Raw genomic sequence first — 20,618 nt, 5'->3', positions numbered from 1 at the left:
GTGGGCCGCCGATGGTTCCGGGTCCACCGCAGCCGCCGGCGCCGCCGAATGACGAGGCCAATACGTTGGCGACGTTGTCGGTGGTGTTCGCCTTCGTGTTCGCCCCGGCGGGGGCAGTGTTGGGGCATCTGGGTCTGTCGCAGATCAAGCGCACCGGGCAGCGGGGTCGGGATCGTGCCCTGGTGGGGCTGAGTCTGTCGTACGCGCTGATCGTGGTGGCCGTTGCGGCGCTGGTGATTTGGGCGGTGGTGCCGAGTTCGTCGACCACCACGACAACTGAAGCGACGACGAAGAATACGGCTCCTGCCACTACAACGACGACGACCGTCGCGCCGCCACCGCTCGTCACCGAGCCTCAGATGGCGGGCCTGCTCCCGAGCCTGGCCGAGATGCAAGAGATCACGAAGAAACCGCAGCTGATCACCGACGGGAAGCCGCAGGACATCGGCCTACCGGAAGGTCACACGTACAGCCCGGTCGAATGTGCCAGTTCGTTCAGCATGTTCATGCCACTGCCGTACGAGAACAGCGGCTACCTCAAGACCGCGGGAATCTCGCAGTACGAGAGCCCCAATGCCGACCTGCAGGCCTACGAAGGCGTGGCGACGTTCGCTGACGCCGCGACGGCGCAGCGGGCACTCGCCCGCAACCTCGAACTGTGGCGCGGGTGTGCCGGTAAGACATTCACGTGGACCATCCCAGACGGCCGATCGACGCACTTCGTCCTCGGCGGGCCGGAGGAACAGGAAGACGGAATTATCGCGTTGCGCAGCAGCAATCAGGGATCGCAATCGTGGATGCTGCGCGCGATCGGCGCCAAGGCCAATGTCCTGGTCGACGTGCACGTTCTCGGCGTCGGAGTGACCGACGAGGCGGTCACCGTGGTCAAACGAATCTTCGACAGAATTCCGGGTTGATATGACGCAGGGTGGTTTTGGGGGTCCGCAGGATCCGTTCGGCGGTTCTCCGTTTGGTGACGCACCGTTTGGGCAATATCCGTCGGGGCAGGCGCCGTACATGGCGCCGCCGGTTGTTCCGGCAGGTCCGCCGCCACCGCTGTCGCCGGCGCCGCGCGATGAGGCCAATACCTTCGCGACGTTGTCGGTGGTGTTCGCGTTCCTGTTCGCTCCGGTGGGTGCGGTGTTGGGCCATCTGGGTCTGTCGCAGATCAAGCGCACCGGGCAGCGGGGTCGGGATCGTGCCCTGGTGGGGCTGAGTCTCTCGTATACGTTGATCGTGGTTGCCGTTGCGGCGCTGGTGATCTGGGCGGTGATCCCGAGTTCGTCGAACACCATGACAACCGAGGCCAAGACGACCGTGCCCGCAACGCACAGCCCGGTGACCACCACGGCAACGACCACAACGACGCCGCAACCCCCGCCGTTACCGTTGGTCACCGAAGCACAGCTGCCCGGCTTGCTGCTCAACCTCGATGACGCCGTCCGACTCGTCGGCTTGAACGACGGATACAGCACGTTCGACTTGACCGTATTGAGAAACGCTGCCGAATTGACAACCACACCAACGGAATGTCCCCCGGTCATAGCCACCGGAAGCCCCGGCATTTACGCGAACAGCGGCTACACCGCGACCCAAGATCGATCTTTCGCCAGCGTAGATGTGAAGACGATGTTTGCACTGGGCATCCTCGATGAACGAGCGACGCTGTACGCCGATGCATCCGCCGCGAGCCAACAGGTCGACGCGATCGAGAAGGTATGGCAGGGATGCCTCGGGACTGTCACGCACACAACCCCAGCCGGGCCGGTCGTCTACGACGTCGGTACGGTGACCCGCTCGGCGACGAACTCGTCGATCATGCTGCTGAGCAGCACTGTGGTGGAAGGGCAGTTGCGAGGTCAGCGTCCTACGCGTGCTGTGGTGGCCAAGTCGAACGTCGTAATCGACGTGGTGTTCATGAGCCCGGACCCGGGCGGCCGCGCGGAAGCGGCCGCCGCTGAGATCCTCTCGCGGATACCGGGATAATCGTCGACCGCGCCGCCGTCGTACGCGCGAAGCGCCCCGGTCCGCATCGAAACTGAGGCCAGGGACAACATCAGCACCATTTCTGTCCCTCAGCGCAATCTCGGTGCGGCACTGGCCCATTGGTGGTCGCGTCAGTAACGCTGTGGCGGAAATCCACGCCGAAAATCGCCACAGTGTTACTCACGCGGGGCTTGATTCGCGATACGCATCATCACCGTCTGGCTGCCCCAGTTGTCAGACGCGCCCTAGTCGATCCGGCGCAGTGTCCCCACGATCTGGTCGACCACACTCGGATCGGCCGCGCCGGGAAAGCCCTGCTCCAGATCGATGATGAAGTTCACGGTGCCGGACTGACCCGGCACGGTGGTGGACACCACCGAATAGAGCGCCGAGCTACCGGTGCAGTCGTCTTGAATGCCGGTGACGGTCGCCACCACTTGGGCTGCGGGCGCTCCGGAGACGGTGAGGCTGCGTGGTGCTCCGAGCGAGACCGACGGCACCGCGCCCTTGTCCGAGGTGAAGATCTTGGTCGCGAGCTTGGCGTCCAGCGTGGCGGACTCGTTCACATCCGTGACGTCCGTGATCGACGCCACTCCGGTGACGGCACTGCTGCCCTTCGGGCACAGCTTGTTGGGCATGCTGGCCGCGCCCTTGAGGAGCCGCACTGGGCAGTAGCCGAACGGTCCGTCGGGGCAAGGCTTTTCCCAGCCGACACCGGTGCTGCATTCCTCGACCGTCCAGTCCCCGGGGACGTCGTAGGCGAGTCCCCGAGCAGTGGTCACCGTCAACCATCCGGCCGGTGTCTGGGGACCCGGACCGGCGGTGCGGCCCTCACAGCCGGCCGGGGCGGCCGGGGCGGCCGGGGCGGCCGGGGCCGTCGAGGAGGGAGTCGTCTTGGTGGTGCTCGGCGCGGCCTTGGTCACCGACGAGGTCGTGGTGGAGTCGGCGGTGTGCTTGGTGTCGTTCTTGTTCCCGTAGTTCAGCTTCCAGAGCAGACCGCCGAGGAGGAGCGCGACAATGAGCACTCCGGCGACCGTGCCCAGGATCCACCCGGTGTTGTTCCGATTGGGCGGCGGAGCGTCGGAAGGCGGTGCCTCGCCGTACCCCGACCACGTCGGCGGCTGCTGGCCGTAATTCGGCCACTGAGGGGTCTGCCCGAACGGATCGTTGGAGCCAAATGGACTGCCAGAGGGTTGGTTCCACCCCGGCGGTGGCTGTGGTGGGTATGTCATCGGCGTTCTCCCCGCTCGTTCAGGTCTCAGTTCCAGGTCAGCTTGGGTGGGCTTGTCGACAGGTCCGCGGTCCCGGACACCGGCACTGTCACGGTGTTCGTCGGGACGGCGCCGCCGCTGTGCTGCGCGGTGATCGTCGTGGTGAGCGTGCCGATCAGCGAGGCCGTCATCGCACTGGTCAGCGGGATGATCTTGAACGTGTCGGCGCCTTCGATGGGGCCCCATTCGGCTGTGCCGTCAACGTAATTCGGCGCCTCGATCCGCACCGGGCAGCCCGGCGGCCTGATCAGGTTGGAATTGGTGCACAGTGCGAACGAGTCCGTTATCGCGGCGCGGATCGCCTGCTCGCCGGAGTCGCTGAGCTTGAAACTCATCGACATCACCGACGCTCCGGTGGCCAATTCCTGAAGCATCATCGGTTTGGGCGTGACGCTGAGGTACGGGCTGCTGCTGCCGACGTCGACAAAACCGGGAAACACATAGCGGGGCTGGTCGACGGGTTTGCCGAACACGGTGAGGGTTTCCGCGTCCTTCTGCCCGATCTGAGTCTTGTCGATCTTGATGGACGCGTTCGAGATCTTCCACCCGTCGTGCTTCTCCACGAGCAGCTTGGCCTCGGAGACCTCGTCGCCGAACTTGGCCGTGACGTGCACCTGGGATACGGCGCTGTTGCCGGTGGTATCGAGCACGCGGATGTCGGTGATCGGCGACTTCGCGATCTGGCGGCCGAGGATCTCGTCGGTCAGCAGTTCGGTGGAGACAGGCTGGGACTTGCCGTAGGACAGGGCGGTGGCGGCATCACCGCGGGCCAGCGCTTCCAGATACGCCACCACCGCGGCTTGCGGGCTTTCGCTGCCCGTGCCGCTGCCGTCGGCCGAGTCCGAGCGCGTGATCACGACGGTCAGCGCCGTCAGTACGGCGAGCACCGTCACCACCGCGGCCGCCACCAGTCCGATGACCATGCCTTTGCGGCGCTTGGGCGGCGGCGCTCCCGGCGGTGCGCCGAAGACCGGCGGCGGTGTGGACAGTGGGTAGTCGGGAAAGCGGGGCGGCGGCGCGGACGAAAAGTTTGGATTCGTCGTCGGCCAACCTGGTGTGGGCGGCTGCCCACCGACGCCGAACTGGCCCCCGGACCAATCGGCCACGGCCCCCTCCTTGACTGTGTGCGGCACCACGTCGGTATCGCGCACGGGGTTGCCGTGAGCAGTATAAGTGGGGGGCCGCAGGCGTCTGCGCGCCAATTTGGAACTGTCGCTGAGCTGGGATCTCAGGCACATCGGGGCACTGTGAGGCAGGCCCGTCACCAAGCGGAGAGCGGTGCGTGGTGACCCGTTGGTAACCCCCCGCGGGCAGCGCTGATCGATTGCGACTACCTTTTGTAGAGCAGTTAGTCGGTTCCCAACGACTTCCCAACGAGGATGAAGGGATTCCCGTGGCCGAAAACCCGTCGAGTGGGCAGGACCTTGCCACTCTCAAGTACCCCGGTGGCGAGATTGATCTCGATATCGTCCATGCCACCGAGGGCAGTGACGGCATCGCGCTCGGTCCGTTGCTGGCCAAGACCGGCTACACCACGTTCGATGGTGGCTTCGTCAACACCGCTTCCACCAAGTCCGCGATCACCTATATCGATGGTGATGCCGGCATCCTGCGGTACCGCGGTATCCCGATCGAGCAGCTCGCCGAGAACTCCACGTTCATCGAGGTCAGCTATTTGCTGATTTACGGTGAGCTGCCGACGGCCGAGCAGCTGGAGGCATTCACCACCCAGATCCAGCGGCACACCCTGCTGCACGAGGATCTCAAGCGGTTCTTCGACGGCTTCCCGCGTAATGCGCATCCGATGCCGGTGCTGTCCAGTGCGGTCAACGCGCTGAGCGCCTACTACCAGGATTCGCTGGATCCGCTGGACAACAAGCAGGTGGAGTTGTCGACCATCCGCTTGCTGGCCAAGCTGCCGACCATCGCCGCCTATGCGTACAAGAAGTCCGAGGGGCAGCCTTTCCTGTACCCGGACAACTCGCTGACGCTGGTGGAGAACTTCCTGCGGATGACGTTCGGCTTCCCGGCTGAGCCCTACGAGGTGGATCCCGAGATCGTCCGTGCTCTGGACATGCTGCTGATCCTGCATGCCGATCACGAGCAGAACTGTTCGACCTCGACGGTGCGTCTGGTGGGTTCGTCGCAGGCCAATCTGTTCACCTCGATCTCCGGTGGCATCAACGCGTTGTGGGGCCCGTTGCACGGTGGCGCCAACCAGGCCGTGCTGGAGATGCTGGAGAAGATCCGCACCGGCGACGACGATGTGCAGACGTTCGTCAAGAAGGTCAAGAACCGCGAAGACGGCGTGAAGCTGATGGGCTTCGGTCACCGGGTGTACAAGAACTACGATCCGCGCGCCCGCATCGTCAAGGAGCAGGCCGACAAGATCCTGGGCAAGCTCGGCGGCGACGACGAACTGCTCGACATCGCCAAGCAGCTCGAAGAGATCGCGTTGACCGACGACTTCTTCATCGAGCGCAAGCTCTACCCGAACGTCGATTACTACACCGGCGTGATCTACCGGGCGATGGGTTTCCCGACCCGCATGTTCACCGTGCTGTTCGCGCTGGGCCGGCTGCCCGGCTGGATTGCGCACTGGCGTGAGATGCATTCGGAGCCCAACAAGATCGGCCGTCCGCGCCAGATCTACACCGGCTACACCGAGCGCAATTACCTGGACATCAACAAGCGCTGAGTCTCCCTCGCGAGCAGACATGAAACTGCCCTAAAACTCCGGTTTTAGGGCAGTTTCATGTCTGCTCACCGGCAGTGGGTCACCGCACCGGCAGGGCGAGTCCGCCGGTGAGTGTCAATAGCTGCTCGTAGGTCAGCGGCATTACCGAATCGGCGGTGCCGGCCGCCGTCCAGATGACCGGGTAGGACGCGAGCGTCGGGTCGACGACGGTGCGCAACGGTTCGGGGTGCCCGACGGGCGCCACCCCGCCGATGATCTGTCCGGTCGCGTCGCGGACGAGTTTCGGGTCGGCCTTGCGGATGTCGGTGGCGCCGAGATGATTCGCGACGACGCCGGTGTCGACCCGGGCGGCGCCGCTGGCCATCACCAGCAGCGGCTCGCCGTCGCACTCGAACACCAGGCTGTTGGCGATCGCGCCGACTTCGCAGCCCAGTTGTTCGGCTGCCGCAGCGGCGGTCTTGGCGTCGGCGTCGAGGATCCTGATGGCCGGTTCGATTCCGGCTGCGGTTACCGCGGCCGCGACGCGGGCGTTCCGTTCGTTCACGGTGACGATTGTCTCCCAACGCCATTCGGTGGACCGGGCGACTCGATTTGCCCGAACGACAGTTGTGGTTTCACAATAGTTGTGTGAATACAACCATTGGCACCCTCAGCGCGCGGCGCAAGGCGATCATCCTCGTCTCGTGCTGTCTCAGCCTGCTGATCGTGTCGATGGACGCCACCATCGTCAACGTCGCGCTCCCGAGCATCCGCGACGATCTGGGTGCTTCGCCGTCGCAGCTGCAGTGGATCGTCGACGTCTACACCTTGGTGCTGGCCTCGCTGCTGCTGCTGTCCGGCGCCACCGGCGACCGGTTCGGCCGTAGGCGGACATTCCAACTGGGCTTGACGATCTTCGCGGTGGCCTCGCTGCTGTGCAGTCTCGCACCCAACATCGAAACCCTCATCGCCGCCCGGTTGCTGCAGGCCATCGGCGGTTCGATGCTCAACCCGGTGGCCATGTCGATCATCACGCAGGTTTTCACCGGCCGCGTCGAGCGCGCCCGCGCGATCGGCGTCTGGGGCGGCGTGGTCGGTATCTCGATGGCCCTGGGCCCGATCGTGGGCGGCGCGCTGATCCAGTATGTCGATTGGCGCGCGGTGTTCTGGATCAACCTGCCGATCTGCGCACTGGCCGTCGTACTCACCGCGATCTTCGTGCCCGAATCGAAGTCGGCGACCATGCGGGACCTCGACCCGGTGGGCCAGGCGCTCGGGGTGGCGTTCCTGTTCGGCGCCGCGTTCGTGCTCATCGAGGGTCCCGGATACGGCTGGGCCGACCCGCGCACGCTGGCCGTCGCCGCTGTGGCTTTCGTGGCCCTGGCGGCGTTTCTGCGGTACGAATCGCGTCGCAACGACCCCTTTATCGATCTGAGGTTCTTCCGCAGCGTGCCGTTCGCCTCGGCGACCCTGATCGCGGTCTGTGCGTTCGCCGCCTACGGGGCATTCCTGTTCATGATGTCGCTGTACCTGCAGACCGAACGGGGCTATTCGGCGATGCACACCGGTCTGATCTACCTGCCGGTGGCCATCGGGGCCTTGATCTTCTCGCCGCTGTCGGGCCGGCTGGTCGGCCGGTACGGTAGCCGGCCCTCGCTGTTGGTGGCCGGAGCCACGATCACCGTCGCGACGCTCTTGTTGACCCGGCTGACCGCTGACACTCCGGTGTGGCAGCTGCTGGTCATGTTCGCGGTGTTCGGCATCGGCTTCTCGATGGTCAATGCGCCGATCACCACCACGGCCGTCAGCGGTATGCCACTGGACCGGGCGGGTGCGGCCTCGGCGGTGGCCTCGACCAGTCGTCAGGTCGGGGTGAGTGTCGGTGTGGCTCTGTGTGGTTCGGTCGCCGGTGCAGCTCTGGCCGGGACGGGCGCCGACTTCGCCGTCGCCGCCCGGCCGCTGTGGTTCGTCTGCGCCGCACTGGGTTTGGTGATCTTCGCGTTGGGCGTGGTTTCCACCACGCCGTGGGCGCTGCGCTCGGCGCAGAAGTTGGCGCCGCTGATCGGTGAGCACGATGCGCGGGAGGTGAGAAATGTCGGGTAAGAGTCAGTCCGAACTGGCCGACGAGGTGTGGCGGGCGCTGACCCGGTTGGTATTCGATCACCGCGACAGTTGGAAGCGCGCGGTGATCGAGGAGAGCGGCCTGCCGTTCAGCCGGATCCGCATCCTGCGCCGCCTCGAGCGGGCCCCGCTGACAGTCAAGCAGCTGGCGCATGCGGCGACAGTCGACGCCCCGGCCGCCACGGTGGCGGTCAACGACCTTGAGGAACGCGGATTGGTGGTGCGTGAGATCGACCCGACCAACCGGCGCAGCAAGCTCGTGTCGCTCACCGGAACCGGCCGTGCGCTGCTGGCCCGTATCGACCGGGTCGACGATCCGGCGCCCGATGTGTTGGCCGCGCTCAGTGCCGCCGATCTCGAAACCCTGCGCGCCATTCTCTCTCGGGCCGGCGAGCCGGCCGAATCCTGAGGCTCGCTAGCCTTCGAGGACTGCCATCGCGGCGTTGTGGCCGCCGATTCCGGAGACCGCGCCGCCGCGCACCGATCCTGAGCCGCACAACAGGATCCGGTCATGGCCGGTGGACACGCCCCACCGCTGGGCCGGGGTTTCCCGGGGCGTGTCGTCCTCGACGAACGGCCAGCGCAGCGCGCCGTGGAAGATGTTGCCCGCGGTCATCCCGAGGGCCTGTTCCAGATCGGCGGTGGTCTTGGTCTCGATACACAGCCGGCCTGCAGCGTCCTCCATCAGGACGTCCTGGATCGGTTCGGCCAGAACCGAATTGAGCGAGTTCAGTACCGCCGAGGTCAGCCGGTCCCGCATCCGGTCGGGGTTCTTCAATGTCAGTGAGTGCGGGGTGTGCAAGCCGAAGACAGTGAGGGTCTGCGCCCCCGAAGCGCGCAGGTCCTCGGACAGGATGCTCGGATCGGTCAAGGAGTGGCAATAGATTTCGCAAGGCAGCGGGTCCGGTACGCGCCCGGCGGCGGCAGTGTCGTAGGCCCCGGCCAGCTGGCTGAAGGTCTCGTTGATGTGGAACGTTCCACCGAAAGCCTGCTCAGCCGTGACGCGCTCGTCGCGTAGCCGGGGGAGCCGACGCAACATCAGGTTGACCTTCACCTGCGCCCCGGTGGCGGTCGGAGGTGCCGGTTCGCCGAGTAGTTCGGCCAGCACGGCGGGCGTGACGTTGGCCAGGACCCGGTCGGCGCGTACCCGTCGCGCGGACCCGCCCAGTCGATAGCGCACCTCACCCTCCGCGCTGACGGCGTAAACGTCTGCACCGGTGATGATTTCGGCTCCATGGCCCGCCGCGGCGGCCGCCAGGGCTCCGGTGACCGCGCCCATCCCGCCGATCGGGACGTCCCAGTCGCCGGTACCGCCGCCGATCAGGTGGTAGAGAAAACACACGTTCTGGATCAGTGAGGGATCGTGCATGCCGGCAAAGGTGCCGATCAGGGCGTCAGTGGCCATCACGCCGCGCACCAGATCGTGTGACACCGCTGCGGCGATCGCCTCGCCGATGGGCTGCTCGATCAGTGCATCCCAGGTGGCGGCGCTTTCGGTGTCCTGTCCGCCCAGCACCTCCCGGCGCATCTCGGATCGGGTGCGCAGCGGCTGCAGCAGCGTCGGCCAGATTCGGCCGGTGACCAGCCCACAGCGGCGGTAGAACTCGTGGAACCCGGCCACGTCTTTGCCGGCGCTGATCGCGTCGAATGTCGGATGCGGACCGATCAGCAGGCCAGTGGCCCCGCCCGTGACCGGATCCGGTGTGTAGGAGGAGTATCGGCGCCGCGACAGCCGGATTCGGGCACCGAGATCGGTGATGATGCGCTGGGGGAGCAGGCTGACCAGATACGAGTACCGTGACAGCCGCGCATCCACACCGTCGAAGGGGTGTGCCGAAACCGCCGCACCGCCTACGTGGTCGAGGCGTTCGAGTACCTGCACCCGGCGGCCCGCGCGAGCCAGGTACGCAGCAGCCACCAAGCCGTTGTGTCCGCCGCCGATGATGACGGCGTCCAACGAGCCTTCGGTCACGTCATACCCGTCCGGTCAGCCCTTGTAACCTTCGACTTCGTCGGCCCCGCGGGGGTGGGCCAGTCCGGGGTCCTGCCCGGTTTCGCGGAGCGCCCGGCGCTGCCGCAACAGGTCCCAACACTGGTCGAGGGCGACTTCCAGCGATCTCAGGCGTTGTTGCTCGTCGGATTCGTCTATTTCCCGGCGCTGCAGTTTCGACCGGAGCTCCTGCTCTTCGGCAACGAGCCGGTTAACTTCGCCGAGGATGTCCTGATCTTTGGCCACACAACCAGTCTGCCCGACTACCGTTGATCTGGTGAGTACAAAACCTGAGATCGAGTTTCCGGACGAACCCGCCCCCACCGAATTGGTGATCAAGGATCTGGTGGTCGGCGATGGCTCCGAGGCAGTGCCCGGTGGCACTGTCGAGGTGCACTATGTGGGCGTCGAATACGACTCCGGTGAGGAGTTCGACAGCTCGTGGAATCGCGGAGAATCCATTGAGTTTCCGTTGCGGGGCCTAATTCAGGGCTGGCAGGACGGAATTCCCGGGATGCGGGTGGGTGGTCGTCGCCAGCTCGTCATTCCGCCGGCCCAAGCCTACGGTCCGGCGGGTTCGGGGCACCGGCTTTCCGGTAAGACGCTGATCTTCGTGATAGATCTGCTCGCCACTCGTTGATGTCGCCGTGGATTCGGAGAGTATTAGCCGAACCTAACCGTCAAATTCCATTTACTGCTACCGTCAACCTGTTTCGCTGCTGTAGATAACTGTTCGTCGACTTCAGGAGTGCCCAAAATGTCGGGTTCGGACGAATCTCGGACAATCACAGGCTGGCAAACAGCCTCCAAGTTATATCGACGACCACCTGGTTTGGGTTGGTTGTTGGCGCTGGCGGCAGTTCCCTTGTTGCTGGGGCTGATCGGATGGGGTGGGCTCGACCGCTCCGGCAAGAACTCCGATCTCACACTTCCCAATGTCAATCCCACTGCGACGTTGACCGCTCCGGACGTGAATGCCCCGGACGTCAACGCACCCAACGTCAATATGCCGAACCTCTCGTTCGCGCCGTTGTCGATCACACGTAACGGCAACGATTTCACCCTCACCGGCGATCTGCCCGACGCGGCCGCCAAGACCTCGCTGCTGGACTGGCTGCGCGGAAAGTTCGGTGGAGACGTCAATCTGGTCGACAATCTGAATCTGCGTCCGGGCGTGAGCACCCCCGATGTTTCGGCTCTGGGCAAGGTATTCGACGCCGCAGCTGAGGGCATTCCGGATTTCAGTTTCAGCATCGACGGTGACACGCTGACGTTGACCGGTACCGCGCCGTCGGCACAGGTGCGCGACGCGGTCGAGGCGGCCGCGAAGGCGGCATGGCCGAACATCAAGCTCGTCAACAACATTCAGATCGCCGCAGCGCCGGCTGCCCCTGGGCCTCCGCCCGCTGCGGCTCCTGGTGCACCGGGTACACCCGGACCCTGCGCCGTGCTGCAGAACGATGTGAGTGCACTGCTGCGCACACCGATCAACTTCAGTACCGACGGGTTCGTCGTGGCCCCGGCATCGCAGCAATTGCTGTCGCAGGTCGCCGACAAGCTGAAGTCCTGCGCGGGCGCGCAGGTGGCTGTCACCGGTTACACCGACAGCTCGGGCAATGACGCGATCAATGTCCCGTTGAGCGGCAATCGCGCGAAAGCCGTTGCCGATTATCTGGTTTCACAGGGTCTGGCGGCCGATCACGTGACGTCGTCGGGCGCGGGTTCGGCGAATCCGATCGCCAGTAATGACACCCCAGAAGGCAAGGCGCAGAACCGCCGTGTCGAGATCACGGTCAACTAGGGAGATTCGACATGGACTTCGTAATCCAATGGTTGTGGTATCTGCTCGCGTTCGTGGTGGGGTCACTGGTGGCCTGGCTGATTTCGGTGGTGACCGTCAAGCCCACCAGTGAGGAAGAGGCGTTCGCCGAACTGCCCGGCTCGCGTGAGATTGGAGCACGACGATGAGCGATGTCAACTGGTGGTTGATGGCCCTGGCTTTCGTGCTGGGGCTGGTGCTGACGCTGGCGCTGACCTTGCGCCGGGTGAAGCGGGAGGTGCCGGTGTACGGTGCCCTCGGCCGTCGTCCCGACGGTGCTGCCAAGGGCGCAGCTGCGGCCAAGGCCGCAGGCGGCGGGACTGCCGCCACCGCAACGGCTGTCACCGATGACGCCACGACACGGCTGCCGAAGGTCGGCTCGGGCGACGAGCCCACCACGAAGCTGCCCAAGGTCACCAGCGCCGGTGCCGCGGCGGCGGGTGCGGCTGCCGCGGGTGCGGCGGGTGCAGCCAAGTTCGCGTCCGGCGGAGGTGCCCATGAGGCTGCTGACGACGGAGCCGATGACGTCAAGGTCGTCGAGGAGACGCCCTACGGCGCCGGATCGGTGCGGGTCTCGGGTGCGGGCACGCCGACGGGTTATCTGATCAAGGGCAACGAGGATTCGATGCTCTACCACTCGCCGGAGAGCCCGTCCTACTCGGTGACCGTCGCCGAGATCTGGTTCGCCGACGTCGAATCCGCGGAGAAGGCCGGGTTCAACCGGTGGGACAGCGGTAAGTCCCAGCGCGAGAAGAAGTAACCCACTCGCCGAGCAGTAGCTCCTATGTCAAGCCGCCACTGATTGTGGCGGCTTGACTGGGTTTACTGCTCGCACCGAAACTAGTGCGGGCCGGGCAGGCGTAACAGCAGTCGCGCCCCGCCCAGTGGGCTTGATTCCAGAGTTGCGGTGCCGCCGTGCAATTCGGCCTGCTGGGCCACAAGCGCAAGCCCCAGTCCGGAGCCCAGCCGTGACGCGGTCGATCCACGGGAGAAGCGGTCGAACACCATCTCGCGTTCTTCCTCGGGCACGCCCACCCCGTCGTCGTCGATCGCGATGTCGACACCCTCGCGGGAGCTCACCGCCGACAACTGCACCCGGGTGGCGCCACCGTGCTTCACCGCATTGGCGATGGCGTTGTCCACGGCCAGCCGCAGCCCGGTCGGCAGTCCGATGATGATCACGGTCGGTGACGGCGCCAGCGAGACCTCGAGGTCGGGGTAGACGCGCATGGCGTCGTGGGCGGCGCGGTCCAGCAGTTCGGTGATGTCGACGGTGACGTGGTCGTCGGTGGTGGTCAACTCGCCTTGGGCGAGGCGCTCCAGGGCTCCGAGGGTGGCCTCGATACGCGACTGGGTGCGGATGACGTCGCCGACCACTTCCTTGCGTTGATCGTCGGGCAGGTCGAGCGTGGACAGGACCTCGAGGTTGGTCCGCATGGCGGTGAGCGGGGTGCGAAGTTCGTGGGCCGACACCGAGGCGAAGTCGCGGGCCGAGGTCAACGCGGCCTTGGTGCGGCCCTGTTCGGACCAGATGCGTTGCAGCATGCCGTTGACGGCGTCGGCGATCTCGACGGCCTCGCTGGCGCCGCGTACCTCGACGTCGGGCGCCTCGTCGCTCGCCTCGATCTCCCGGGTCTGCTCGGCCAGCCGTTTGAGTGGGCGGACCGCGAATGCGGCCAGTACCCACCCCAGCACGGTGGCCGCGCCGACGGCGAGCACACAGATGATGAGCACGCGGCGGTGCAGGTTGTTGGTGTCGGCGATGGTGGCGTCATAGGTCGCGCCGACTGCCACCCACATGGGCCCCGGGGCGGGGATCTGTACGGTGCGCACCCGCCAGCGCACGCCGTCGATGTAGGTGTCGGCGTAGCCGTCGGGCAGTTCGGGCAGGACCACGTTCGAATTGGACGAGATGTCACCGGCCTGGCGGACGGTGATCACCGCGTCCTGATCGCTGGGGGAGCGGGGGATCTCGCCGAGGCCGCGCGGCAGGAATGGGATGGCGAATCCGGCGGCCTCGTCGAGGCGGCGGTCCAGCCGTTCCTTGCGGTCGTTGGTGATGCCGACCCAGACGATGGTGCCGACGATGACGACGACGATCGCCGCGCCGATGGCGGTGGCGAACGCGACCCGGGTCCGCAGCGAGGGGGTGCGGCGGAAGATCCGGGTCAGCGGTCTCATGTCGCTACTGCGTCCTGAGGACGAATCCGACCCCGCGGACGGTGTGCAGTAGCCGCGGCGCGCCGCCCGCTTCGAGTTTGCGGCGGAGGTACCCGATGAACACGTCGACGACGTTGGTGTCGGCGGCGAAGTCGTAGCCCCAGACCAGTTCCAGCAACTGTGCCCGGGAGAGCACCGCGGTCTTGTGCTCGGCCAGGACGGCCAGCAGGTCGAACTCGCGTTTGGTCAGGTCCACGTCCACGCCGTTGACCCGGGCACGGCGGCCCGGGATGTCGACCTCGAGCGGGCCGACCTGGATCGTCTCGGACGAGAAGGTGGCCGACGCACCGCGCCGGCGCAGCAATGCCTTGACCCGGGCCACCAGCTCCTGCAGCACGAACGGTTTGACCAGGTAGTCGTCTGCGCCCGCCTCCAGGCCGGCGACGCGGTCGTCGACGCTGCTGCGGGCCGAGAGCACGCAGACGGGCACGTCGTTGTCCATCGCGCGCAGGGCGGTCACCACGCTCACGCCGTCGAGTACGGGCATGTTGATGTCGAGCACGATCGCGTCGGGTCGGGTCTCGGTGGCGCTGCGCAGCGCCTCGGCGCCGTCCACGGCGGTCGATACGGTGAACCCGGACAGCCGCAGCCCGCGTTCCAGCGAGGCGAGCACGTCAGGGTCGTCGTCTACGACGAGGACCCGGGGCGAGGCCATGCCACCGGTAGCGCTATCCATGACCGCCATCTTGCCCGATGAACTGCGACGAATCGCGCAGGCTCCCAGGGAAGTCCCCGGGGATGTTATTGACCTCAATATTTGTTCAGGTTTTACGGTGATGCTCATGAGTATGGAAACGGTGGCCAGACAGGCGCTGTATCGGCAGGCCCACGCCCGTGACGGTGACCTGCGCGCCCTGGCCGACCGGCGGCTGTTGTCCCGGATCTGGCGGTTTTCCGCGCGCCACCATCGCAGGCTCGGCTGGTTTGTCGCGATCAGCGTGGTCAGCGCGCTGTTGACGGTGACGACGCCGGTGCTGGCGGGCCGTGTGGTCGATGCGATCACGCAGGGCGGCCCGGCGTCTGCGGTGGTGCTGCTGGCTGCCGTGATCGCCGCGGTGGCCGTCGCTGAGGCCGCGGTGGCGCTGTTGACCAGGTGGTTGTCGTCCAACATCGGTGAGGGTCTGATCCTGGATCTGCGCACCGCGGTGTTCGACCATGTGCAACGCATGCCGGTGGCCTTCTTCACGCGCACGAGGACCGGCGCATTGGTGAGCCGCCTGGGCAACGACGTGATCGGCGCGCAGCGGGCGTTCTCCGACACGCTCTCGGGAATCGTCGCGAACCTGGTGACCCTGACTTTGACGCTCGTGGTGATGCTCAGCATCTCCTGGCAGATCACCCTGCTGTCGTTGGCGCTGCTGCCGTTGTTCGTGCTGCCCGCGCGTCGCATCGGCACCCGGATGGCCGGGCTGTCACGGGAGGCGGCCACCCACAACGCCACGATGAACACTCAGATGACCGAGCGGTTCTCCGCCCCGGGCGCCACCCTGGTCAAGCTGTTCGGCAGCCCGCAACGGGAGTCGGACGAGTTCGCGGTGCGGGCCGACCGGGTGCGTGACATCGGGGTTCGCACGGCCATGCTGCAGTCGACGTTCATGAACTCGCTGACCCTGATGTCGGCGCTCGCCCTGGCGCTGGTCTACGGGCTGGGCGGCGTGCTGGCGATCGGCGGTCAGTTGCAGGCCGGTGCGGTGGTGTCGCTGGCGCTGCTGCTGACCCGGCTGTATGCGCCGCTGACCGCACTGGCCAACGCACGGGTCGAGATCGCCAGCGCGCTGGTGAGCTTCGAGCGGGTCTTCGAGGTGCTCGACCTCGAACCGCTCATCGCCGAGAACCGCGACGCCGTGGAAGTTCCCGAGGGAGAAGGCATCTCATGCGCCGTTGAATTCGACAACGTCCGGTTCGCCTACCCGTCGGCGGACAAGGTGTCGCTCGCCTCGCTCGAAGAGGTGGCGGTGTTGGACGAGCGCGGTGGGGACGAGGTGCTGCACGGTATTTCGTTCACCGCCCGTCCCGGTCAGATGGTGGCGCTGGTCGGATCGTCGGGCGCGGGCAAGTCGACCATCGCGTCGCTGCTGGCGCGGCTCTACGACGTCGACGGCGGTGCGGTGCGGTTGAACGGCGTCGACGTGCGTGACCTGACGTTCGACTCGCTCAAGGACACCGTGGGCATGGTGACCCAGGACGGCCACCTGTTCCACGAAACGATCCGGTCGAACCTGCAGTTGGCCGCCCCGGGTGTGGGCGAGGAGCAGTTGTGGGACGCGCTGCGCCGGGCCCGGCTCGAAGACGTGGTGGCGGCGATGCCCGACGGTCTGGACACGGTTGTCGGTGAGCGCGGATACCGTCTGTCCGGAGGGCAGCGGCAGCGGTTGACCATCGCGCGCCTGCTGTTGGGACGATCGCGGGTGGTGGTGCTCGATGAGGCGACGGCGTCGCTGGACTCGGCCTCGGAGGCGGCCGTGCAGCAGGCCCTGGCCGAGGCACTGGACGGGCGCACCTCGATCGTCATCGCCCACCGGTTGTCCACGGTCCGCGCCGCCGATCTCATCCTGGTCGTCGAGGACGGGCGCATCGTCGAGCGCGGCACCCACCGCGAACTGCTGGCCCGTGCCGGTAGGTACGCCGAGCTGTACGACACGCAGTTCGCCGAGGAGGCGCCGGCCGCGTGAGGTTAATCGCTTGCTTTTGATGGGAGGATTGATTCAGTGAGTCAAGCCGCGATCGCCCCATCTCCGAAGCGGGTCCGGACCAGTTCAGATCTGTGGCGGCTGTTGCCCTATCTGTTGCCGTACCGGACGCGCTGGATCGTGATGGTCGTGGTCGCGGTGATCAGCCTGGCCGCCACGGTGGCGATTCCGCTGATGACCAAGGCCGTGATCGACGGCCCCGTGCGCCACCAGGATCCGCACGGGCTGTGGGTGCTGGGTTCAGCCGCCGTCGCGGTCGGCATCTCCGAGGCAGTGCTGTGGTTCATCCGGCGCTGGCTGGTGGCCCGCGCCACCATGGGCGTCGAGGCCGACATCCGCAAGGATCTCTACGCGCGGCTGCAGATCCTGCCGATGAGTTTCCACAGCCGCTGGCAGTCGGGGCAGCTGCTATCGCGGGTGATGAACGATCTGTCCACCATCCGCCGGTTCCTGTCCTTCGGGCTGGTGTTCCTGATCCTCAACACGCTGCAGATCGTGGTGGTGACCTCGATCCTGCTGGCCATGTACTGGCCGCTGGGCGTGGTGGTGTTGGTGTCGATCGTGCCGATCGCGGCGACCGTGCTGCATTTCGAGCGTGAGTACACGCGGCTGTCGAGGCTGGCGCAGGACCAGACCGGCCATGTCGCAACCCATGTCGAGGAGGCCGCGCTCGGGCTGCGGGTGGTCAAGGCCTTCGGCCGGGAGGACTACGTCTTCGACCGGTTCGACGAGCAGGCCACGCAGTTGTATGACACCCAGGTCGCCCGGGTGACGGTGTCGGCGAAGTTCTGGACCGTGCTGGAGGTCATCCCCAACCTCACGCTGATCGTGGTGCTCGGTTTCGGTGCGTATGCGGCGGGCCACGGCCACGTCACGATGGGGACGCTGGTCGCGTTCATCACGATGATGCTGTCGCTGGTGTGGCCCATCGCCTCGCTCGGCTTTCTGCTGTCGATGACGCAGGAGTCGTTCACCGCGGCCGACCGGATCGCCGAGATCTTCGATGCGCCGATCGATATCGCCGACGGCCCGGTGTCGCAGCCGCCGCACGGCGGTCGGCTGGAGCTGCGGGATGTGGGCTTCAGGTTCCCCGATGCGGACCAAGTGGCGCCGTCCGGCTCGCCGGACCAAATGGCGCCGTCCGGCTCGCCGGATCAATGGGCACTGCGGCACGTCGACGCGGTGGTGGAACCGGGCCAGACGCTCGCTCTGGTCGGCGCGACCGGGTCGGGCAAATCGGTTCTCGCCGCGTTGTTCTCGCGGTTGTACGACGTCACCGAAGGTCAGATTCTGATCGACGGCCGTGATATCCGAGAGCTGAGCCTGCCGGTACTGCGGCAGGCCGTCGCCACGGCATTCGAGGATCCGACGCTGTTCTCGATGTCGGTGGCCGAGAATCTGCGGCTGGGTCGTGCAGACGCCACTGATGAGCAGCTGGGCCAGGCCATCGAGATCGCGGCGGCACAGTTCGTCTACGACCTGCCGTTCGGCCTGGACACCCGGATCGGGGAGCAGGGCATGAGCCTGTCCGGCGGCCAGCGCCAACGTCTTTCGCTGGCCCGCGCGATCCTGGCAGCACCCAAGATCCTGGTGCTCGATGACACGTTGTCGGCGCTGGACGTGCATACCGAGGCCCTGGTGACCGAGGCCCTGCGGCGCGTTCTGCGCGGAGTCACGGGCATCATCGTCGCGCACCGCGCGTCGACCGTGCTGTTGGCCGACAAGGTCGCGCTCCTGCAGGACGGAACCATCACCCACATCGGGACACACACCGAATTGCTGGCGCAGGTACCGCAATACCGCTACCTGCTGGCCGCCGACGATCAACTCGACGATGCGAGCGAACGCAGTTGCGACTGGGAGGACGACGAAGAGTTGGGCCGGTTGCAGCGCGGGCATGCCGAACGCGCGGCCATTGACGAGGTGGGCGGGCCCCCGCATCTCAGTGCGGAGGTGCAGCGCCGATGACCACCACACAGTGGCGGGGGCGGGTCACCGACGAGGACAACCCGGACGACCGGGACGGCGCCGCCGGCGGCAGCGGCGCCTCGGCCCTCCCGATCGACGAGAGCGTGCCGCTACGCCGGGAGGCCCGGGCGCTGCTCATGTCATTGCTGCGCCCCTACCGGTGGACGGTCGCGGTGCTGGCGCTGGTGGTCGTCGTGGAAAACGCTGCCCGGCTGTCGGTTCCGATCCTGGTGCAGCGTGGTATCGACCATGGCATCCCGCCGATCCTGGCGGGCGGTCCGGCCCGTGAGCTGATGCTGATCGTCGCGACGTTGTGCGTCGTGGTGATCGTGCAGGCGATCAGCCGGATGTACTTCCTGCGGCGCTCCGGGCGGATCGGGCAGCGGGTGCTCCTGGAGCTGCGGCGCCGGGTGTTCCGGCATTTCGAGCGACTCGATGTGGCGTTCCACGATCGGTATACCTCCGGCCGGGTGGTCAGCCGATCGACCAACGACGTCGAGGCCATCCAGGACATGCTGGAAACCGGTTTCGACAGCTTGATCACCGCGGTGTTGACGTTGTTCGGCACGGCGGTGCTGTTGGTGGCTCTCGATTGGCGTCTCGGCCTGATGTGCCTGGCGGCGTTCCCGATCCTGGTGGCCCTGGTGTGGTGGTTCCGCAGCGAGTCGGGCAAGACCTATCGACTGGTGCGCGAGAGTGCGGCCCTGGTGATCGTGCAGTTCGTCGAGACCATGACGGGCATCAAGGCCGTGCAGGCCTATCGCCGTGAACCCCGCAACCAGGAGATCTTCGACGATGTCGCCGATGGGTACCGGGCGATCAACGAGAAGACCTTCAAGTTGCTGGCCGTCTTCATGCCCGGGGTCAAGCTGGTCGGCAACCTCACCACGGGCGTGGTGCTGCTGTACGGCGGGTACCGGGTGCTGAACGGCGAGATGACGATCGGCACGCTGGCCGCGTTCCTGCTCTACCTGCGGATGTTCTTCGAGCCGATGCAGGAGATCTCACAGTTCTTCAACACCTTTCAGTCGGCGTCCTCGGCGTTGGAGAAGCTGGCCGGGGTGCTGGCGCAGCAGCCCGCCATCGCGGATCCGGCGCAGCCTCAATCACTGCCGGAGCCCAGGGGCGACATCGAGTTTCACGATGTGCGGTTCGAGTATTCGCCCGGCAGGCCGGTGTTGCCGGGCCTTGAGCTGGCGGTGCCGTCGGGTCAGACCGTGGCCCTGGTGGGTACCACCGGTGCGGGCAAAACGACCATCGCCAAGCTGATCACCCGCTTCTACGACCCCACGGCCGGGTCGGTGACGCTGGACGGCGTGGATCTGCGTGAGCTTGCGCAGTCCGAACTGCGCCGGCACGTCGTGATGGTCACCCAGGAGAACTTCATGTTCTCCGGGACGGTCGCCGACAACATCCGGTTCGGGCGGCCCGATGCCACCGACGCGCAGGTGCGGGCCGCGGCTGCGGCGGTCGGCGCGGACCGCTTCATCGAGACGTTGCCCGACGGGTATGCCACCGATGTGGCCAAGCGCGGCGGCCGGCTCTCGGCGGGCCAGCGACAGCTGGTGGCGTTCGCCCGGGCGTTCCTGGCCGACCCGGTGGTGCTGATCCTGGACGAGGCGACGTCGTCCCTGGACATTCCGAGCGAGCGACTGGTGCAGCGCGCGTTGGAAACTGTTCTGGCCGACCGCACCGCCGTGGTGATCGCGCACCGGCTCTCCACAGTGCAGATCGCCGACCGGGTGCTGGTGCTCGAGCACGGCCGCATCATCGAGGACGGTGCGCCGGCGGATCTGATCGGCCGGACCGACGGTGCCTATGCGGCGTTGCACCGGGCCTGGGTGGATTCTCTGGCCTGAGCCGGGGCGGGGCGGGG

At 66.4% G+C, this 20,618-nt stretch carries 19 protein-coding genes; 12 read left to right on the top strand and 7 right to left on the bottom strand.

Annotation, left to right across the window (positions count from 1 at the left end):
* The first annotated feature begins 11 nt into the window (after nt 1–11).
* Both ACZY08_RS23370 and ACZY08_RS23365 read left to right on the top strand, forming a co-directional pair.
* Nucleotides 12–917, top strand: a complete 906-nt coding sequence (locus ACZY08_RS23370; protein WP_463747149.1) for a sensor domain-containing protein — start codon at nt 12–14, stop codon at nt 915–917.
* Between the two features lie 100 nt (nt 918–1,017).
* Complete coding sequence (locus ACZY08_RS23365) at nt 1,018–1,986, top strand: sensor domain-containing protein (RefSeq protein WP_463747150.1); 969 nt, start codon at nt 1,018–1,020, stop codon at nt 1,984–1,986.
* Between the two features lie 245 nt (nt 1,987–2,231).
* On the opposite strand, the gene ACZY08_RS23360 is transcribed toward ACZY08_RS23365, so the two are convergent.
* On the bottom strand, nt 2,232–3,218 hold the full coding sequence (locus tag ACZY08_RS23360) for a DUF8017 domain-containing protein (protein ID WP_463747151.1): 987 nt from the start codon (nt 3,216–3,218) through the stop codon (nt 2,232–2,234).
* A 26-nt stretch (nt 3,219–3,244) separates the two neighbouring features.
* Nucleotides 3,245–4,363 (bottom strand): nuclear transport factor 2 family protein, encoded by a 1,119-nt coding sequence (locus tag ACZY08_RS23355; protein WP_463747152.1) that lies wholly within the window; start codon nt 4,361–4,363, stop codon nt 3,245–3,247.
* 287 nt (nt 4,364–4,650) lie between these two features.
* Between ACZY08_RS23355 and ACZY08_RS23350 the strand changes: the two genes are divergently transcribed.
* Nucleotides 4,651–5,955 (top strand): citrate synthase, encoded by a 1,305-nt coding sequence (locus ACZY08_RS23350; RefSeq protein WP_463747153.1) that lies wholly within the window; start codon nt 4,651–4,653, stop codon nt 5,953–5,955.
* A 79-nt stretch (nt 5,956–6,034) separates the two neighbouring features.
* Here the strand turns inward: ACZY08_RS23350 and ACZY08_RS23345 are convergent, their stop codons facing one another.
* Entirely contained in the window at nt 6,035–6,499 is a 465-nt protein-coding gene (locus ACZY08_RS23345; RefSeq protein WP_463747154.1) for a YbaK/EbsC family protein, read from the bottom strand.
* Nucleotides 6,500–6,582: 83 nt separating this feature from the next.
* On the opposite strand from ACZY08_RS23345, the gene ACZY08_RS23340 reads away from it, so the two are divergent.
* Both ACZY08_RS23340 and ACZY08_RS23335 read left to right on the top strand, forming a co-directional pair.
* Nucleotides 6,583–8,037: an MFS transporter gene (locus ACZY08_RS23340; protein ID WP_463747155.1), complete on the top strand. Its 1,455-nt coding sequence runs from the start codon at nt 6,583–6,585 to the stop codon at nt 8,035–8,037.
* A complete protein-coding gene (locus ACZY08_RS23335) occupies nt 8,027–8,464 on the top strand; it encodes a MarR family winged helix-turn-helix transcriptional regulator (protein WP_463747156.1) in 438 nt (145 codons plus the stop codon). The genes ACZY08_RS23340 and ACZY08_RS23335 overlap by 11 nt, the downstream gene beginning before the upstream one ends.
* Nucleotides 8,465–8,470: 6 nt before the next feature.
* Here the strand turns inward: ACZY08_RS23335 and ACZY08_RS23330 are convergent, their stop codons facing one another.
* Together ACZY08_RS23330 and ACZY08_RS23325 are read right to left on the bottom strand one after the other, a co-directional pair.
* Nucleotides 8,471–10,027 carry a phytoene desaturase family protein gene (locus ACZY08_RS23330; RefSeq protein WP_463747157.1) on the bottom strand — a complete coding sequence of 519 codons (1,557 nt, stop codon included), beginning with the start codon at nt 10,025–10,027 and terminating at the stop codon, nt 8,471–8,473.
* Between the two features lie 15 nt (nt 10,028–10,042).
* On the bottom strand, nt 10,043–10,291 hold the full coding sequence (locus ACZY08_RS23325) for a DUF2630 family protein (RefSeq protein WP_463747158.1): 249 nt from the start codon (nt 10,289–10,291) through the stop codon (nt 10,043–10,045).
* A gap of 31 nt (nt 10,292–10,322) precedes the next feature.
* Between ACZY08_RS23325 and ACZY08_RS23320 the strand changes: the two genes are divergently transcribed.
* The 4 genes from ACZY08_RS23320 to arfC all read left to right on the top strand — a co-directional run bounded on the left by ACZY08_RS23320 (nt 10,323) and on the right by arfC (nt 12,624).
* Nucleotides 10,323–10,685 (top strand): FKBP-type peptidyl-prolyl cis-trans isomerase, encoded by a 363-nt coding sequence (locus tag ACZY08_RS23320; RefSeq protein WP_463747159.1) that lies wholly within the window; start codon nt 10,323–10,325, stop codon nt 10,683–10,685.
* A gap of 117 nt (nt 10,686–10,802) precedes the next feature.
* Nucleotides 10,803–11,846: a channel-forming protein ArfA/OmpATb gene (gene arfA / locus ACZY08_RS23315; protein ID WP_463747160.1), complete on the top strand. Its 1,044-nt coding sequence runs from the start codon at nt 10,803–10,805 to the stop codon at nt 11,844–11,846.
* An 11-nt stretch (nt 11,847–11,857) separates the two neighbouring features.
* Nucleotides 11,858–12,013, top strand: a complete 156-nt coding sequence (gene arfB / locus ACZY08_RS23310) for a channel accessory protein ArfB (protein ID WP_029110268.1) — start codon at nt 11,858–11,860, stop codon at nt 12,011–12,013.
* On the top strand, nt 12,010–12,624 hold the full coding sequence (gene arfC / locus ACZY08_RS23305; RefSeq protein ID WP_463747161.1) for a channel accessory protein ArfC, sunset domain variant: 615 nt from the start codon (nt 12,010–12,012) through the stop codon (nt 12,622–12,624). The genes arfB and arfC overlap by 4 nt, the downstream gene beginning before the upstream one ends.
* Nucleotides 12,625–12,704: 80 nt before the next feature.
* Here arfC and ACZY08_RS23300 read toward each other — a convergent pair whose 3' ends face one another.
* The gene (locus ACZY08_RS23300) at nt 12,705–14,045 is read right to left on the bottom strand and encodes a sensor histidine kinase (RefSeq protein WP_463747162.1); all 1,341 of its coding nucleotides are present in this window, start codon (nt 14,043–14,045) and stop codon (nt 12,705–12,707) included.
* A 4-nt stretch (nt 14,046–14,049) separates the two neighbouring features.
* Nucleotides 14,050–14,760 carry a two-component system response regulator PrrA gene (gene prrA / locus ACZY08_RS23295; RefSeq protein WP_003884623.1) on the bottom strand — a complete coding sequence of 237 codons (711 nt, stop codon included), beginning with the start codon at nt 14,758–14,760 and terminating at the stop codon, nt 14,050–14,052.
* A gap of 106 nt (nt 14,761–14,866) precedes the next feature.
* Here prrA and ACZY08_RS23290 point away from each other — a divergent pair, with 106 nt between their 5' ends.
* Genes ACZY08_RS23290 through ACZY08_RS23280 form a run of 3 tightly spaced genes read left to right on the top strand, consistent with a single transcriptional unit; the run spans nt 14,867 to nt 20,601 of the window.
* Nucleotides 14,867–16,756, top strand: a complete 1,890-nt coding sequence (locus ACZY08_RS23290; RefSeq protein WP_463747163.1) for an ABC transporter ATP-binding protein — start codon at nt 14,867–14,869, stop codon at nt 16,754–16,756.
* Between the two features lie 36 nt (nt 16,757–16,792).
* Nucleotides 16,793–18,742: an ABC transporter ATP-binding protein gene (locus tag ACZY08_RS23285; RefSeq protein WP_463747164.1), complete on the top strand. Its 1,950-nt coding sequence runs from the start codon at nt 16,793–16,795 to the stop codon at nt 18,740–18,742.
* Nucleotides 18,739–20,601, top strand: a complete 1,863-nt coding sequence (locus tag ACZY08_RS23280; protein ID WP_463747165.1) for an ABC transporter ATP-binding protein — start codon at nt 18,739–18,741, stop codon at nt 20,599–20,601. The genes ACZY08_RS23285 and ACZY08_RS23280 overlap by 4 nt, the downstream gene beginning before the upstream one ends.
* Nucleotides 20,602–20,618: the final 17 nt, after the last annotated feature.

The sequence above is a fragment of the Mycobacterium sp. IDUB_9 genome (assembly GCF_055419505.1).
The sequence above is the reverse complement of the archived record's forward strand: the minus strand, read 5'-3'. Positions and strand labels throughout refer to the sequence as shown.

Bases quoted from the DNA above. Each gene is read 5' to 3' on its own strand.
- ACZY08_RS23290 (WP_463747163.1), top strand. From the start codon at position 14,867: ATGAGTATGGAAACGGTGGCCAGACAGGCGCTGTATCGGCAGGCCCAC.
- ACZY08_RS23300 (WP_463747162.1), bottom strand. From the start codon at position 14,045: ATGAGACCGCTGACCCGGATCTTCCGCCGCACCCCCTCGCTGCGGACC.
- ACZY08_RS23280 (WP_463747165.1), top strand. From the start codon at position 18,739: ATGACCACCACACAGTGGCGGGGGCGGGTCACCGACGAGGACAACCCG.
- prrA (WP_003884623.1), bottom strand. From the start codon at position 14,760: ATGGATAGCGCTACCGGTGGCATGGCCTCGCCCCGGGTCCTCGTCGTA.
- arfB (WP_029110268.1), top strand. From the start codon at position 11,858: ATGGACTTCGTAATCCAATGGTTGTGGTATCTGCTCGCGTTCGTGGTG.
- ACZY08_RS23335 (WP_463747156.1), top strand. From the start codon at position 8,027: ATGTCGGGTAAGAGTCAGTCCGAACTGGCCGACGAGGTGTGGCGGGCG.
- ACZY08_RS23365 (WP_463747150.1), top strand. From the start codon at position 1,018: ATGGCGCCGCCGGTTGTTCCGGCAGGTCCGCCGCCACCGCTGTCGCCG.
- ACZY08_RS23360 (WP_463747151.1), bottom strand. From the start codon at position 3,218: ATGACATACCCACCACAGCCACCGCCGGGGTGGAACCAACCCTCTGGC.
- ACZY08_RS23370 (WP_463747149.1), top strand. From the start codon at position 12: ATGGTTCCGGGTCCACCGCAGCCGCCGGCGCCGCCGAATGACGAGGCC.
- arfA (WP_463747160.1), top strand. From the start codon at position 10,803: ATGTCGGGTTCGGACGAATCTCGGACAATCACAGGCTGGCAAACAGCC.
- arfC (WP_463747161.1), top strand. From the start codon at position 12,010: ATGAGCGATGTCAACTGGTGGTTGATGGCCCTGGCTTTCGTGCTGGGG.